Origin of the sequence: Croceicoccus sp. Ery15 (genome assembly GCF_020985305.1) — a bacterium.
Lineage (GTDB): Bacteria > Pseudomonadota > Alphaproteobacteria > Sphingomonadales > Sphingomonadaceae > Croceicoccus.
In genome coordinates this window covers 2,218,788-2,233,726 of record NZ_CP087588.1, presented here as the reverse complement: position 1 = coordinate 2,233,726, position 14,939 = coordinate 2,218,788, and the positions used below count along the sequence as shown (strand labels likewise).

The window sequence follows — 14,939 nt, the reverse complement described above, 5'->3', positions numbered from 1 at the left end:
GCGCCAGTGCCCCAATGCCGGTGAAGAGCCAGTCTCTTTCCGTGGATCCGTCGCGGACGGCAGTATCGTCGCGACATGTTCGGGGTTTGTCCCCTCATCGCAGCTAAAGAGCCGGAGAGCAACATGTCGAGTTCGCAAAAGAAGAAAATATCCAAGAGCGAATACAAGCAACAATTGCGCGCGCTGCAGATCGAACTGGTCAAGATTCAACGCCAGGTCATCGCCCATGGCGAGCGTGTTCTGATCATCTTCGAAGGGAGAGATGCGGCCGGAAAGGACGGTGTGATCAAGCGTGTGCGCGAACATATGAGTCCGCGCGAGACTCGCGTCGTGGCGCTGGGCAAACCCTCCGATCGCGACGCGCGCAGCTGGTATTTTCGCCGCTACAGCGAACAGCTGCCCGCCGATGAGGAGATCGCTCTGTTCAATCGCTCTTGGTACAACCGGGCGGGGGTCGAACGGGTGATGGGATTTGCCGACAAGGAGGAAGTTGCCGACTTCTTCTCTAACGTCGCGCAATTCGAAGAAATGCTGGCACGCGACGGGACTACGCTTCTCAAATACTACCTCGACATCGATAGAAAAGAGCAAGCCAAGCGCCTCAAAGCGCGGCGCACTGATCCGCTCAAGCAGTGGAAGATCAGCCCCATCGATGCAGCGGCGCTTGAGAAGTGGAATGATTATTCCAAAGCCCGGGACGAAATGCTGACACGCACAGATTTTGCCTATGCTCCGTGGATTGCAGTGCGCGCCAACGACAAACGCGCCGCACGCCTCAACATCATCCGACACATGCTGCAATCTATCGCATGTCCGGCGGTCGATCGACGCCTCGCGCGTCCCGACCCTTCGGTCATCCTCCCGGTTGCCGAACTCGGGATTGGTCGCTTGGCCCCGTGAAACTGTCTAACCCGTTCGGCGGCGAAACAGCCAGGTCGCCGCCAGCAGGCTCACGGCAGCGATAAGCGCCATGGGCCAGATGTGGGAGAAATAGAGCCAGAGTGGCGCTTCACGAAGATACACCGCTTTGCTGATGACTATGAAGTGGGTGATCGGCGTGGCGGCGGCAAGGCCCTGCAACCAGTCGGGCATGTTTTCGACCGGCGTGGCATAGCCCGAAATAAGCACGGCCGGGACCATATACATGAACAGCCCGATAATCGCCTGCTGCTGGGTCTTGGCGAGCGATGAGATAAACAGGCCGATACCGATTATTGCAGCGAGATAGACAACCATTCCGAAGAAAAGCAGGGCGAGAGAACCGCGGATCGGTACGTTGAGAAACAGCATCCCCAGAACCAGCATCGCAGTTGCGCTCGTCAGCGCAATCAGGAGAGCCGGCACGCTTTTGCCGATCAGGATCTCGAAGGGGCGCAGCGGCGACACCAGCAATTGCTCGAAGGTACCGAGCTCGCGCTCGCGGGCGATCGACAGCGCGGACACCATGAAACCGACCACGGCTACGAGGACGGCAAAGAGCGCTGGCACTGCGGACCAGAGCGGCTCGAGATTGGGATTGAACCAGGTCCTCTGGACAAGACGCACAGGTGCTGTCGCGCGCAGTCTATAGAGCCGCTCCTGATTATAGGCTTCGACGACCCGGCTGCTGTATCCCAGCAGGATCTGAGCGGTGTTGGATCTGCGGCCATCGAGGATGAGCTGAACCTCGGCACTTTCGCCGCGCTCGAGTCGCCGCGAGAAGTCTTCGCCAACGCGCATGACCAGCGTCGCACGGCGTGCGTCGATTGTCGGCGCGATATCCGCGCCTGCTCGCAAATGGATAATCTGATCGAATACTTCGGCACCCTCGAAGCGGCTGATAAGCTCGACCGAGGCATTGCCGTGGTCCTGGTTGTAGACCGCCAGGGTGACGTCCGATACTTCCTGCGTAATTGCAAAGGCGTAGATGAGGAGCAGAAAGGGCGGCGAAAACAGCACCACCCAACGGGTTTGCGGATCGCGCGCGCTTGCCAGAAGCTCCTTCACGATCAAGGCGTAGATGCGTTGCCACATGGTCTCAGTCGAGCCGGGTGCGTGTGAACAGAGCGCAGATCGCGAAGATCACAATCGCGAAGATGGCAAGGGCAGCGAGATCGGGCAGCAGAACCGCCCAGACATTGCCGGCAAGAAACTGCGTCTGCAGGGTAGAGACGAGAAAGCGCGCCGGGATCGCGTAGCTGAAGAGCTGGAGCGCCAGTGGCATGCTGTCGAGCTCAAAAACGAAATTGGAAAAGTAGAGCGCGGGCAAAAAGGCAAGCATCACCGCGACCTGCGCTGCCACAAGCTGGTTGCGGGTGAGCGTCGAAATGAGCAGTCCTTGGCCCAGCGAGCACAGCATGAAGAGTGCGGCTGCGAGCGAGAGCGCGAGAAACGATCCGCGGAAGGGAACACCAAAAAACGCCACGGCCACAAACACGGACAGCATGAACGAGCCGAGGCCCAGCACGAAATAGGGCACAAGCTTGCCCAGCAGCAGTTCGAGCGGAGCGACAGGTGTCGCAAGAAGGGCCTCCATTGTGCCGCGCTCCCATTCGCGGGCAACCACAAGCGCTGTGAGCAAGGCGCCGATTATGGTGAGAATGATCGCCACCGAGCCGGGGACCAGATAGTTGCGGCTCGAAATCTCGGCGTTAAACCAGACACGCGGCTCAATCGAGACGAGAGGCGCGAGCGGCGGTTGCCCGCGATCGAGCCATTCCTGCTCGAGCCAATTGATAACGAGCAATTCAATATAGGAGCCAACCAGTCCGGCTGTGTTTGGATCACCCCCATCGACCAGGATCTGGATCGGCGCCGCCTCTCCGCGGAGCGCAATTGCGCTGAAATCCTGTGGCAGGATGATGATCGCATCGAGCTCGCCCGCGGCCATGAGGGTTTCGAAGTCCTTTCGCACAGGCGCTGTTTCAATCTCGAAATAGCGCGTGTTGCGCAGCGACGCGACAAAGCTCTCCGTCTCTCCGGTCGGCTGTTCGACCACAACGCCGACCGAGAACTGCCGGGGGTCGAACGAAACCGCATAACCGAACAGGAAAATCAGCATGATCGGCAATAGGCCGGCAATCATGAGTGTGCTCGGGTCCCGGATAGCCTGCCGGGTTTCCTTGCGCATGATCGCGGCGAAACGCGAAAAACTCATGGCGAGGTCTCCGCTTCGTTCTTTTCGACGAGAGCGATGAATGCATCCTCAAAGGTCGGGTTGGGCATGGTCGAGGAGGCCGCTTGCGCCTTGAGTTCGGCGGGAGTCCCCAAAGCAATCATCTGCCCGCGATATATGAGCGCGGCGCGGTCGCAATACTCCGCTTCGTCGAGAAAATGTGTCGTCACGATGACGGTTACGCCGTTCGTGACCATGGCGTTGATATGGGCCCAGAATTCACGGCGCGTACGCGGATCGACACCCGAGGTCGGCTCGTCGAGAAAAAGGACGTCAGGCTCGTGCATGACGGCGCAGGCGAGTGACAGACGCTGCTTGAACCCAAGCGGGAGCTGACCGGAATTCTCATCGAGCTTGTCCGTGAGGGCGAAGCTTTCGATCATACGCGCAATCATGGTACGCTGCCGCACTCCGGTAAGGCCGTAAACACGTGCGAAGAACCGCAGATTCTGCAACGTGCTGAGATCGCCATACAGCGAAAATTTTTGCGCCATGTATCCGAGACGAGCCCGTGCCTCGCTCGCGGCAGTACGCAAATCGACACCGGCAATACGAGCCTCACCGCTGGTCGGCTTGAGAAGGCCGGAGAGCATTTTGAATGTAGTCGACTTGCCCGCGCCATTGGGTCCGATAAGCCCAAACACTTCACCTCGACGCACATCGAAACTGATTTCGGACGCCGCAGTGAAGGAGCCGAACATCCGCGTTAGTCCGCGCGCCTCTACGGCAATCGCTATATCGTGGCTGCGCTCCGATCCACCGGCGAAGGGCGACTCGGCGCGAAACCCGCCGCCGATGAGATCGATGAACGCATCCTCGAAACGCGGCGCGACAGGTTGCAGCCGAGCTTCATCCCCCGCGCCAATCGAAGCCAGTGAGGGGGCATGCGCATTCTCGTTGAGCAACAGCCTGACGTCGCTGGCCTGGATTGTTCCATCCATCACAGCCTCGTGTTGGCGAGCCTTATTCAAAACGTAGCGCCGATCGCCCTCGATGCCCTCGATCATAAACACCCGGCCTTCGACACGCGCGGCCAGATCGGCCGGCCGACCGTCGAAGATGAGATCGCCCTCGCTCAACACGAGCACAGTCTCGCATTTCTCGGCCTCATCGAGGTAGGCGGTTGCCCAAACGACCGTGATCCCTTCATCGGTCAGTCGGCTTACCATTCGCCAGAGTTCGCGCCGCGAAATAGGGTCTACGCCGACGCTTGGCTCGTCCAGCAACAGGAGTTCAGGTGTCACAACGAGAGCGCAGGCGAGCCCGAGCTTTTGCTTCATGCCGCCCGACAAGGCGCCCGCCAATCTGCCGGTAAATGGCGCTAGGCCGGTAAAATCGAGAAGCCGCTCGAATGTCGCCTTGCGCGCTGATCCAACCAGTCCGCGCAGATCTGCGTAGAGATTGAGATTTTCCTCCACGCTCAGATCCTCGTAGAGGCCGAAACGTTGCGGCATATAGGCAATGCGCGCGCGCACCTCCTTCGCGTTGGCGACGGGATCTAAACCTCCCACGTCGATCCCGCCTTCATCGGCGCGCAGCAGTCCGGCGATCAAGCGCAAGAAGGTTGTCTTCCCCGAGCCATCGGGCCCCACCAGCCCGACGATGTGGCCCGATCTGATCTGTGTACTAACACTGCGCAATGCCGGTTCGGCTTGCTTGGGGAACCGTTTGGTCAGGCCTTCGATGGTTACCAGGGCCACCACCCGTCAACGCCCGCGGGCGACGGGACGGACGATCACGGAGACCGGCATGCCCTGCTTCAGGATTCCGTCTTGATCTTCGGTACGCACACGCACCCGGTAGACAAGGCTGGTGCGTTGTTCGCGGGTCTCAACGGACTTGGGTGTAAACTCGGCTGTCGGTGAGATGTAGGCAATGCGGCCGGGAAATTCGCGGCCAGCCTCGGTCAACACTGTCGCGGGGGTACCGATCTCGACGCGCTCGAGGTCGGGTTCCTCGATATAGGCCCGGATCCACATGGGCGAGGTGTGTGCGAGTGTGAATACGGTTTCGCCCGGCCCCACGATGGCTCCAGCCTCGCGTGCGCGCGTCAGGATGATCCCGTCAGCGGGCGCGTAAAGGTTCGCGTCTACTAGGCGTTGCCGGGCGAGTGCAGCGGCAGCTCGCTCGGCTCCAAGCGCCGCGCGTCCTTGCCGGATTTCTTCGCGTCGGGGTCCCTCGCGGACAAGCGAGAGTTCTTCGAGTGCCGCCTGCCGCTGAGCGGCCGCGCGATCGCGCTGAGAGCGCGCCTCGTCCCGGGTCTGCCGTGAGGCAAAGCCCTTCCCGGCGAGGTGTTCGACCCTGTCCAGGGTTGCCTGGGCAACGCTCAGCGCGGACTCCGCTTCTGCAACCCGCGCTCTCGCCCACTCGATCTCCTCCGGCCTGCTGCCCGATTCGAGAGCGGCGAGCGCTGCGGAGCGTTGGCTGGCACGCGCTTCGGCAAGCGCGATCTCGTTCTTATAATCCTGAGGTTCAAGCGAGGCCAAAAGATCGCCAGCTTCAACCCTATCTCCCTCATCGAACGCCAATCGGTCGATCCTGCCTGGAACCTTGAACGCCAGATTGACCTGCCGAATATCGACATTTCCATTGAGTACCAGATGACCTTCTCGCTCATGCCGATCAGGCTGCATCAGCCAGATTGTCGCTGCCGAAGCGGCTAGCAATACGAGCAGGCCAATGCCGATGTAGACCTTCTGTCTGGATCTCATGATTCGCCTCCGGTCCTAGCGGCACTAGGTTCCAGCAGGCCCAGGAGTTCGAACTCGGTGCAATGCCCTGCCAGCGACACGCTCGGTGCGTTCGGCGCGACAAAAACGGCGTAGTGCATTGCCCGCTCGATCATTCCGACAAGAAGCCAAGCAATGAGTCGCGCCGGGAGATTCTTCACCAGGCCGAGCTGTTGGGCATCTTCGAGATACCGCGCGAGCGCGTCAGCACCTTGCTCGAAATGTCGATTGATATGAGCGCGCTGCTCGGGCGGAAGCGCATAGGCCTCACGCAAGACCAGCCTGGTCAGAATATCATGCTTGCGGCCATACCGAATGATGGTCATCCAGATCTCCTCAACCTCGGCTGATAGATGCTCTCCGGTTTGCAGCCGCTTGGCGGGATGGCGGGCAATGGTCTCCTCAATCAGTCCTGCAAAGAATTCATCGATAAGCGCGACAAACAGCGATGGCTTGTTTTCAAAATGCAGGTAAAAGGTCCCCTGCGCTACGCCCGCATTCGCGACGATGTCGGCGACGCGGGTCGCCGTAAATCCGTGCTGAGTGAACAGCTCGGCCGCGGCAGCTTTCAATTTTCCGGCGATATCATCGGCCATTTGAACACCTCGATATGACTGACGCATCAGTCAGCGAGATATTACATATCTGCATGATCCTTTTTCGGCGTAGCTTTATGCTTGCTCTGAAGCGTAGGATGTTCATTCGCAGGCCCGCCCCGCGTCCAGACCGAGGACACTGTGTAACCGGGACCGCTTATCCCTTGATGTTTGCCGGGGCCGGGGTGGAAGAAGCCCGGCGTGCGCGAAATCCGACAATCAGTGTCAGCAACGTGATCAACTGCGCGCCGGTCGTCTCCACAGTCGGAAAAAAGCCGAGTTCGGCGAGGCGCGGCAAGCCGGAAATGAAGGTGGCGGAAAGAAGTCCGGAATCCTGGAACGCGCCCACACCCTTGCCGGTCAGGATGATCGCGAGCGCTGCGATCAGGATCGCGCTGTACTTGAAAAATTGCGTGATCGGAAGCTTGCGGCTGTAGCGCAGCATAAACCATGCAAGAGCCGACAGGACGGCGAGAGCCGACACGGCCCCTGCAAGTATCACCGAACTGCTATCAGGGGTCCAGAGGGCAGCATAGAACAGGATCGTTTCAAAGGCTTCGCGATAGACGACGACAAAGGCGAGCCCGAAGAGAAACCATGCCGATCGCCTGGAGAGAGCCTTCCCCATCTTCTGCTGAATATAGCGTCGCCATTCATCTGCCTGGCTCTTGCCGTGCATCCAGATCCCGACGGAAATGAGGATGACCGCCGCCAACAGCGCACCGAATCCTTCGGTGAGCTCGCGGCTCGCTCCGCTAATAGCGACGAAGTAGGTCGCGGCCACCCAGGTGGCGACGCCTGCCAGCAGCGCGGCGATCCAGCCGCCATGAACGTAGGCGATTACTTCGCCGCGATCCGATTTGCGAACGAAGGCGATCATGGCAATCACCACGAGAAGTGCCTCTATCCCCTCGCGCAGCAGGATCGTGAAGGCACCCAGAAAAGTGGAGATGTCGCTGGCTGCTTCGGGCGCGAGAGCGACATCCGCTTGCTCAAGCAGGCTCGCGGCGAAAGCGTGTCGTTCGCGCAATCGCGAGACAGGCACGTTGCGCTCGATATCTGAACGATATTGGCTGAGCGCTTGCTCGATCTGCCGCATGAGATCACCATCGCGCGTCGCGAGAATACCCTCGACCGGTTCGAAGCCGTCAAGATAGGCCGACAGAGCTAGTCGGCGCGCCTCTGCGCGTTCGCCCCGCTCGTAGGCGGCGAGACTTTGCTGCAGGGTCTGCCGCGCAAGATCGAGCGAGCCGTTCTCGCTTCTCTGGCTGACAACTCCGGGATTTGATCGCAGGTATGCCATGACGGCCAATGCCCGGTTCTCTCCGATCGCGTCGGCGAGCTCTGCGGGCGTGATGGCCGCAAGTGTCTCGAGATCGGGTATCAGACGCCGCACCCGGTCATCTTCGCGCCAGATTTTCTCCCCGCGTTCGAGATCCTCGAATGCGATGCCGCCTGCATGAAATGCGAGGGCCCAACGATCGGCTTCCGGAAGTGTGGCGAAGCTGGGCATCGACGTGCCCTCAAGGCCCTGAGTTATAACCTGATAGAGACCGAAGAGGCTGCGCTGGCGCGCGCGGTTATCATCGGTAAAATCGATCGGTGGAGGCTCGAGCGTCATGCTGGCTGCCGGAGGGGAACTGCCCGAAGCACCGTGACACGAGGCGCAGTTTTGCGCAAAGAGCGCCGCTGCGCGAGACAGATCCGGCGGGCTTCGGGGAGCCAGCGGAACCGGGTACGCCTCCAACAGCGATCCCCCCAAGGCACGGGCCAGCCGGGAAACGCGCTCGACCGGGGCTTTCTTCTCAATCGCCTGGCGCAGCTCGACAGACATCGCGAAGAGACCGGGCTTGGCCGAAGCATCGGGAAGCGCGGCTACTTGTTCGCCGACGGTCGAAGAAAATTCGACCATTTCGCTGTATTCGAAATCGTCGATGACCTGCCCGTTCGACACCGCTGCGGAGTAATCGACAGCAATGTAGTCGAGAAGGCGCCAGGTCGTGCGCACCTCTGCGCCCTCCGCGCGCGCTACGCCGGACAGGCTTAGAAGGAGGGAGATGATGAAGACCCTTAGCACCATGTGCGGCGATGGAATGGAAACAGACATCCGAACCCTTCTCAGGCTATGCAATTAAGTCGCAATATCAAATAAACTACTTCTCATGTCCGACGCAACCGGCGGCTGTGCTTTAGACCGTTCATGCTGCCCTGAGCTCGCGCCTCGCTTGGACGAACACGTCGGCACTTCCCCAGATCGCCAAGCTTGCCAGGATTCCGGCAACAGCAAGATCAGGCCATGCCGCCCCCGTCCCGAAAACACCGACCGCGGCCGCTAGCACCGCGACGTTTCCGATCGCGTCGTTGCGCGAACAGATCCATACCGAGCGCATATTCGCGTCCCCGGTTCGATACCGAAAGAGCATCGCCGCGACCGCGAGATTTACTGCGAGCGCCAGGAAACCGACGATGCCCATCGTTCCGGCATCCGGAGATGCGCCGGCGAAGAGGCCCCAGATCGCCGAGCCCAGGACCCAAAGACCAAAGCCCAGCATGGTCGCCGCCTTCGCGAGCGCCGCGCGCGCCCGCCATGCAATCGCCATTCCGGCAACTCCGAGACTGATGGCATAATTGGCCGAATCGCCCAGAAAATCGAGTGCATCGGCCTGTAGCGCGCGCGAATCGGCGGCAATCCCGGCCACGATTTCGACTGCAAACATGATGGCGTTGAGACCAAGGGCCACCCACAGGACCTTGCGCCATCTCGGATCGTTATGGACATCGCCGACATCGGCAGCATCGCAACAATTCTTCGCCATCTACTCGACTCCTGGTTTCAAGACCGCCTATGCACCTTGTAGCCACTACAAGGTCAAGCGATTGGGGATGATGGTATGAGAATTGGTGAGGTCGCGCGGAAGACCGGCGTCAAAGCCGAGACGATCCGCTTTTACGAGCGCGTAGGCATTTTAACCGCCCCATCCCGAACCCGATCGAACTATCGCGATTACGGACCTGCCGAAGCGGCGAGATTGATCTTCATTCGCCGCGCGCGCGATCTCGGCTTTTCGATGCCGGATATCCGCGAACTGCTCGAGCTCTCGGAAGAGGATGATCGATCCTGCGCAGAGGTTGATTCATTGGCGCGCGCGCATCTTGGTCAGGTAGAGCGTAAGATTGCCGCCCTGCAGGTCATGCGCGACGAACTCTCGCGCATGATCGCGAAGTGCGAACAGGACACGATCAGTGAGTGTAGGATCATAGACACTCTTGCCGTGCGCGATAGATAAATCGGAGGCGCCTCTAGAAGCGCAAACTAGCTCCTCCCACGAATCGGCGCGGCGCACCCGGTCTCAGGCCGGTTGGCTGGCGTGCGACAGCATATGTTTCGTCGAGCAGATTATCGATACGCGCGAAGAGTGATACCTCGTCGGTTACGGCAAATCGTCCAGCAAGATCAAAAATGATCCTGTCGTCCACCCGCTCGGCAACCGGAATGGGGCCGCTGCCGGCTTCGGTTCGCACCTTTGATACATAATTGGCACCTAGCGTCATGGATACAGGACCGTAAACAACGCCCGTCTCGGCATACAGCTGATGGCGGGCGAGATACGGCAGGGCATCGCCGGCGGAAACGGAACCGAAAAATTCGCTCTCAAAATTGCTGTCGAACTGTGCGTCGGTAAACGTGTACGCAACTGAGATGGGAAATGAAATCGCCTCGCCGATCGTCGGTGTCGCCGAGGCGGAGAGCTCAACACCTTTGGCCGTAACGGCCCCACCATTGAACTGATCGCCGATGTCTCCCACGCTGCACCCGACCGACTGCGTGCAATTTCCGAGCAGGTTGGAATAATCGGAGTAGAACGCAATTGCAGAGGCGCTTACCAGATTGTTTTGGAACCTGGCGCCAGCTTCGTAATTCCAGCTTTTCTCCGCACGGGCGTCCGGATTGCCCGGGCCGGGAGGGGAGAAGCCGCGTGAGACTCCTGCAATCAGCCGAACATTCCCGAGATCGTATGTGGCACCGAGCGCTGGGAGCCATTCATCGATGTTCGTTTTGCGCGTGCGTGTCGGACCAGCCAGTCGCTCGGGATCGTCCCGATCATAATCCAGCCTGGTCAACGTGATGCCCTCGTAGCGAATGCCAGGTGTGAGTGTGAGCCTTCCAAACTCAATCCTGTCCTCGAAGTAAAAGGCGATGGCATCAGCTTTGGCCTCGCGATTGGCTTGTGCTCCGAGCGCCGTCTGACGGACAAAAACAAGATCGCCGGCTGTTTGCGAATAAAAGTCCTCATTTTGCAGACGGTCCTCTTCATCCTCATGGATGCGCGCCGATACAGTAAGATTGTGTCGAAGCGATCCCGTATCGAAAGGCTTTTCCAACGACACCTGCAACCCTTGACTGCGGTACACGCGATTGTTGTTACGGACCCGAAGCGCTCCCGCGGCGCTGTCCGCTCCACGAAGAATGGCCAAGGCTTCAGGGTTTGCATTAGGATCATCAAACACGGGCTGAATGGCCTCAAAGCGGCCATCGCCATCGAAGTCGATATCCTGCAATTTTGACCAGCTTCGAGCGAAATCGTTGCGATAGAGCGTCGCGGCGATCTTCGTATCATCGATGAGGCGGAGACTGCCTGTTATCCGGTATTGGTCATGCTCACCGGTAAAGCGGTCGCGTTGGCTTGCCGCATAACGTCGATAAGGGTCGGCGGCAAAGTCTGTATCAACAAGCCCGAGATAGGTCTCGTTCGCGTCCAGCTCGGATCTTCCATAGACAAGCTCGAGGCGAGCGTCGGTGGGCGCGTCAGGGCTTGAATGCACGGCAAACCGCCCGCGGTAATCCTGACGATCAAAGCCGGTGTCGGCATTCGGGAACCCGTCAATCGTCTTGAACCCGTCGCTCCCCTGCTGAAAGGTCTCGAGCAGCGCACCCACATTATCTGTCTCGCCACCGACCCAGCCATGTCCCTGGTAGTAGCCGCGCGATCCGTATTGGCCTGAAGCCGAACCGGCGAAGCCCGCGACGGGGATCGGCGTCGAGCGAAAGTTCACGGCCCCGCCGATCGTGCGGGGTCCGTAAGCCACAGCCCTAGCTCCCTTGACGACTTCGACAGCCGCCATTCGGCCAACCGCCGGAAAATAGTAGGCTGCGGGGGCCGCGTAGGGGGCTGGCGCAATGAGCACCCCGTCTTCCATCAGCGTGATATTGCTCGAACGTTCCACCGGAGTACCGCGCAATCCGATATTGGGAAAAAGTCCGAACCCGTCCTCTTCTTGAAGATTGACCCCCGGCACCTGCCGCAAGACCCTATTGACGTCGCCATACTCAAATTCGCGAAGGTCCTCGGGGCCGACAATGTCCGCCGACCCGGCGACGTCGCCCTCATCAACTCGCCCGCCGGTGACGATGATCGATTCGGATTGCGGAGGCATGCCGCCCTGCGCGCCTGAACCGCTTTTGGCATCAACCGACTGCGCGACCGCCGGACTGGAGAGCGCCAATGCCAGAAGAGAGACAGTTGCACGGTACATATTCAATCCTTTCAAATCCGTTCGACGCCCTAATAACCATTCTGCTATTGATTCGCAATAGTGATATATGCCGATGTCCTGCGTTTGCGAGGAGGCGAAAGGTGGGTGCTAGAGACTTGGCGGGACGCTCAAACAGCTACCTCACCGAGAAGAGTGATGAGGCGGAACCAGGTCGGTGTTGCAATCGTGCGCTTTGCAAGCCTCGAGCGTCGCATGCGCAATTTCGAACCGCTGAGCGAGTTGCTCTTTCACGGACATTTTTAAGGTTTCAAAATCATCGAGTGATCCCGACGAGAGAACAATGTGCGTTTCGAGAGCGCGATGGTGTTCGCCGAGATTCCAAATATGGACGTGGTGCACGCTTTCGATGCCTTGCTGGCTTTCAAGAAAGGCGACGATCCGGTCGAATTCCAGCTCGTCGGGAACAGCTCCCATCAATAGTCGCACAGTTCGCGGAAGAAGCGTAACACCCTGCCAGATCACATAACCTGCGATGATCAGCGTAATCACAAGGTCGGCGATGGTAAGATCGTAGAGAAGGATGAGTACGCCGGCTACAATCACGCCAACCGATGCCAACGCGTCCGAGACGTTATGCAGGAAGGCTGCCTTCATATTGATGCTGTCATGCGCGCCGCGATAGACGATAAAGGCGGTCACGAGATCGATGATCAGAGCGATGCCCGCCACCCAGATCACCGTCCATCCCTCGACCGGCTGCGGCTCGGCGAAACGGTTGACTGCCTCGACGATCAGATAGAATCCGATAATGAGCAAGGTCGTCAAATTGATGAGCGCGGCGACCACTTCTCCCTGGGCGTACCCGAAGGTCATCAGCTTGTCGGCCGGACGTCGACCCATCCGGCGCGCAAACCATGCAAGGCCCAGGGAAGCCGCGTCGCTGAAATTGTGCAACGCATCCGCGATTAGTGCCAGCGAGCCCGAAACGATGCCGCCGATGATCTGGGCCAACGTCAGGAGAACATTGATGGCGACAGCAAACACAAGCTGGCGATCGCTCAGGTTTTCCTCACCGTGGCTGTGTCCTGCATGGCCGTGGGCGTGCGCCATCATCGCGCTCCTTCTTTAGAAAGTTTACTATCGGTTGCGCTCGGATGCTGGAGGATGGCATCGGAAACCCCTGTCGCTTGGAGCACGGCGTCGAGACCGGCGGCGAGCAGGCCGAATCCCGCCATGCCGCATATAAATGCCACCAGCGCCTTCACGTTCATTCGGCATCGCTTGACAAAGGGCCGGGCAATCAAGTGAACAGAGGCCAAGAGAAAATAGCCCGCGAGCAGTATCGCCATCGCGCCATCGACGTTGCTGTTTCTCCCGTGCAAAAGCCAGAAAGCCCCGACAACCCAGGCGACGAAGACAAGCGCGAGAATGACATGGACCGCGCCGCGATCCATGGGGTTCACGATCTCTTCGAGCAGACTGGCGGTGGTTCTTCTTGCGACCAAGAGAGCGGATAGGCCGACTCCAAATGTGGCAGCCAAGCCAGCGTAGACAGAGATGGCCGATGCAGCTCCTAAAACGAGCCCACCGCATGCCAGCGCGATGCCGGATGCACACAGAATGCCTACTTTCGGCCCGCGCTTGGGTCCCCAGCGCCGGTAGATCCCTTCTACGACCTTCGTCGATAGAAGATAGAGGGCACCGCCCGCAGGAAACAAGACGACGGACCCCAAGCTTCCCGCTATAAAACCGCCCGACTGCTCGGCCATAATGAACGCGAGCATGACGAACACACCGGAAATTATAGCGCCCCAGAGTCGCTCTACGGCGTGCGAGGATCCGTTCCGTTCTTCCCAGATTGCACCGATCCCGAGACCTAGGCTCGCCATCATGGCCATGCCTAGAACCCGCGAGGCATCCTCGGTGGCGAATATTTCATGAATAAGCGTCATTCGCGCTTGTCGCCATGCACGGTTCCGCGTTCGTCATGCCGATCCTTGTGGGTGTCGCGCAGAATGTCGATCCCGCCATATATGGCAATTGCCGCAACGGCGACGCCAACGACGAGATCGGGCCAGTTGGCACCTGTCAGCATGACGATAATGGCGGCAATTATGATGCCACCATTGGAGATGAAATCGTTAAAGCTGAAGGTTGTGGCGGCGCGGAGATTGACGTCCTTCTCCTGCATGTTCTGCAGCATTCGTAGACAGATCAGATTCACGACAGCTGCCACTGCAGCCATCGCCATCATCATTACTCCGCCGGGATCGGAACCCTCCACGAAGCGCCTTATGGCATCGGCAATGACCCCGGCAGCGAAGACCAGCAGCATGATCCCTGAAAAGCGAGCGGCTCCGCGCTTCCATTTCCGTGATCGGGTCAAGGCGAGCAGGCTGAGCGCATAGACAATGGCGTCCGAAGAATTATCGAGGCCGTTAGCCAGGAGGGCGTTGGAATCGGCCAGATAGCCGACGGCGAAAAACCCGATGGCAATCGCCACGTTGAGCCACAGAACAATCGAAAGCGTTTTCCGCTTGGCAGTTGTATCGAGTTGCAGATCCCCTTCGCCGCTCATGCGTTGACACCTCGGGCTTGAGCCCAATTCTCCGCCTGCTTGCGTTTGGAAAACGGAAAGACCTGCAACTCCGCGCGGAACAGGCGGTCAAATATTCGAGTGCCCCGCTTTTCCGGTTTCTGGTCGTCGACGATAGCAATCCGCCCGAAGCTGTCCTTGGGCCGGATGTCGAACTTAAGGTCACGCCAAAGACCTCCCGAAAAGTTTGGTGCGAGTGCGAGCAGCATCGGAACCGTATCGTTTCTGCGCCGCGCGCTACGTTCGAAAACGGCCACGAAGGTATCGCAATCTGATGTTTGCACCGTTCGGGCGGCCTCGACCAGGTTCAGTCCATCCTCTTCCGACAAATTCAACACAGCTCCCTCCAAAGTTGGTACACTTGAAGT

14 protein-coding genes are annotated in these 14,939 nt (G+C 59.3%); 2 read left to right on the top strand and 12 right to left on the bottom strand.

Annotation, left to right across the window (positions count from 1 at the left end; translation table 11 throughout):
* Window positions 1-123: 123 nt before the first annotated feature.
* Window positions 124-900, top strand: coding sequence for a polyphosphate kinase 2 (gene ppk2, locus LOZ77_RS10875; protein WP_230279173.1), 777 nt, complete (start codon window positions 124-126; stop codon window positions 898-900).
* Between the two features lie 6 nt (window positions 901-906).
* Here ppk2 and LOZ77_RS10870 read toward each other — a convergent pair whose 3' ends face one another.
* The 7 genes from LOZ77_RS10870 to LOZ77_RS10840 form a co-directional block, all read right to left on the bottom strand.
* Window positions 907-2,013, bottom strand: a complete 1,107-nt coding sequence (locus LOZ77_RS10870; protein ID WP_230279172.1) for an ABC transporter permease — start codon at window positions 2,011-2,013, stop codon at window positions 907-909.
* A 4-nt stretch (window positions 2,014-2,017) separates the two neighbouring features.
* Complete coding sequence (locus tag LOZ77_RS10865) at window positions 2,018-3,136, bottom strand: ABC transporter permease (protein ID WP_230279171.1); 1,119 nt, start codon at window positions 3,134-3,136, stop codon at window positions 2,018-2,020.
* Window positions 3,133-4,854 carry an ATP-binding cassette domain-containing protein gene (locus LOZ77_RS10860; protein WP_230279170.1) on the bottom strand — a complete coding sequence of 574 codons (1,722 nt, stop codon included), beginning with the start codon at window positions 4,852-4,854 and terminating at the stop codon, window positions 3,133-3,135. Before LOZ77_RS10860 ends, LOZ77_RS10865 begins: the two co-directional genes overlap by 4 nt.
* A gap of 6 nt (window positions 4,855-4,860) precedes the next feature.
* A complete protein-coding gene (locus LOZ77_RS10855; protein ID WP_120108382.1) occupies window positions 4,861-5,865 on the bottom strand; it encodes an efflux RND transporter periplasmic adaptor subunit in 1,005 nt (334 codons plus the stop codon).
* Window positions 5,862-6,479 (bottom strand): TetR/AcrR family transcriptional regulator, encoded by a 618-nt coding sequence (locus tag LOZ77_RS10850; RefSeq protein WP_230279169.1) that lies wholly within the window; start codon window positions 6,477-6,479, stop codon window positions 5,862-5,864. The genes LOZ77_RS10855 and LOZ77_RS10850 overlap by 4 nt, the downstream gene beginning before the upstream one ends.
* A gap of 157 nt (window positions 6,480-6,636) precedes the next feature.
* Window positions 6,637-8,586 (bottom strand): FTR1 family protein, encoded by a 1,950-nt coding sequence (locus LOZ77_RS10845; RefSeq protein WP_230279168.1) that lies wholly within the window; start codon window positions 8,584-8,586, stop codon window positions 6,637-6,639.
* A gap of 91 nt (window positions 8,587-8,677) precedes the next feature.
* Window positions 8,678-9,295 (bottom strand): cation transporter, encoded by a 618-nt coding sequence (locus LOZ77_RS10840; protein WP_047822057.1) that lies wholly within the window; start codon window positions 9,293-9,295, stop codon window positions 8,678-8,680.
* Between the two features lie 75 nt (window positions 9,296-9,370).
* Here LOZ77_RS10840 and LOZ77_RS10835 point away from each other — a divergent pair, with 75 nt between their 5' ends.
* Window positions 9,371-9,766, top strand: coding sequence for a helix-turn-helix domain-containing protein (locus LOZ77_RS10835; RefSeq protein ID WP_047822055.1), 396 nt, complete (start codon window positions 9,371-9,373; stop codon window positions 9,764-9,766).
* A gap of 13 nt (window positions 9,767-9,779) precedes the next feature.
* On the opposite strand, the gene LOZ77_RS10830 is transcribed toward LOZ77_RS10835, so the two are convergent.
* The 5 genes from LOZ77_RS10830 to LOZ77_RS10810 all read right to left on the bottom strand — a co-directional run bounded on the left by LOZ77_RS10830 (window position 9,780) and on the right by LOZ77_RS10810 (window position 14,906).
* Window positions 9,780-12,029 carry a TonB-dependent receptor domain-containing protein gene (locus tag LOZ77_RS10830; RefSeq protein ID WP_230279167.1) on the bottom strand — a complete coding sequence of 750 codons (2,250 nt, stop codon included), beginning with the start codon at window positions 12,027-12,029 and terminating at the stop codon, window positions 9,780-9,782.
* 126 nt (window positions 12,030-12,155) lie between these two features.
* Window positions 12,156-13,088: a cation diffusion facilitator family transporter gene (locus tag LOZ77_RS10825; protein ID WP_230279166.1), complete on the bottom strand. Its 933-nt coding sequence runs from the start codon at window positions 13,086-13,088 to the stop codon at window positions 12,156-12,158.
* Entirely contained in the window at window positions 13,085-13,927 is an 843-nt protein-coding gene (locus LOZ77_RS10820) for a hypothetical protein (RefSeq protein ID WP_047822051.1), read from the bottom strand. The genes LOZ77_RS10825 and LOZ77_RS10820 overlap by 4 nt, the downstream gene beginning before the upstream one ends.
* Window positions 13,924-14,553 carry a cation diffusion facilitator family transporter gene (locus LOZ77_RS10815; protein WP_047822049.1) on the bottom strand — a complete coding sequence of 210 codons (630 nt, stop codon included), beginning with the start codon at window positions 14,551-14,553 and terminating at the stop codon, window positions 13,924-13,926. The genes LOZ77_RS10820 and LOZ77_RS10815 overlap by 4 nt, the downstream gene beginning before the upstream one ends.
* The gene (locus LOZ77_RS10810) at window positions 14,550-14,906 is read right to left on the bottom strand and encodes an STAS/SEC14 domain-containing protein (protein WP_053059190.1); all 357 of its coding nucleotides are present in this window, start codon (window positions 14,904-14,906) and stop codon (window positions 14,550-14,552) included. Before LOZ77_RS10810 ends, LOZ77_RS10815 begins: the two co-directional genes overlap by 4 nt.
* Between the last annotated feature and the right edge of the window lie 33 nt (window positions 14,907-14,939).